Here is a 233-nt window from a genome sequence, read left to right as displayed (position 1 = left end):
CGAGACGCTCGACGCGGACACCGTCGTCCTCGCCGTACCCCAGCGCGAGGACCACGATCTGCTGCCCGAGGGAGCGCTCGAAGCCCCCGAACGGCTGCTGGGGATCGGCACCGCGCCGATCCTCAACGTCCATGTCGTCTACGGCCGGAAGGTGCTCGCGCGCCCGGTCTTCGCCGCCCTCGGCTCCCCGTTGCAGGGGGTCTTCGACCGTACGGCCGCGTCCGGACAGCGGG

1 pseudogene is annotated in these 233 nt (G+C 72.5%); it reads left to right on the top strand.

Features of this window, described 5'->3' with window-relative positions:
* A pseudogene (locus KVT44_RS57255) lies at positions 1–233 on the top strand (phytoene dehydrogenase); the annotation flags it as partial.

The sequence above is a fragment of the Streptomyces sp. GbtcB7 genome (genome assembly GCF_019091445.1).
In the GTDB taxonomy this organism is placed as follows: domain Bacteria; phylum Actinomycetota; class Actinomycetes; order Streptomycetales; family Streptomycetaceae; genus Streptomyces; species Streptomyces mirabilis.
Note: the sequence above shows the minus strand (reverse complement) of the source record. Positions and strands in the feature narration are given on the sequence as shown.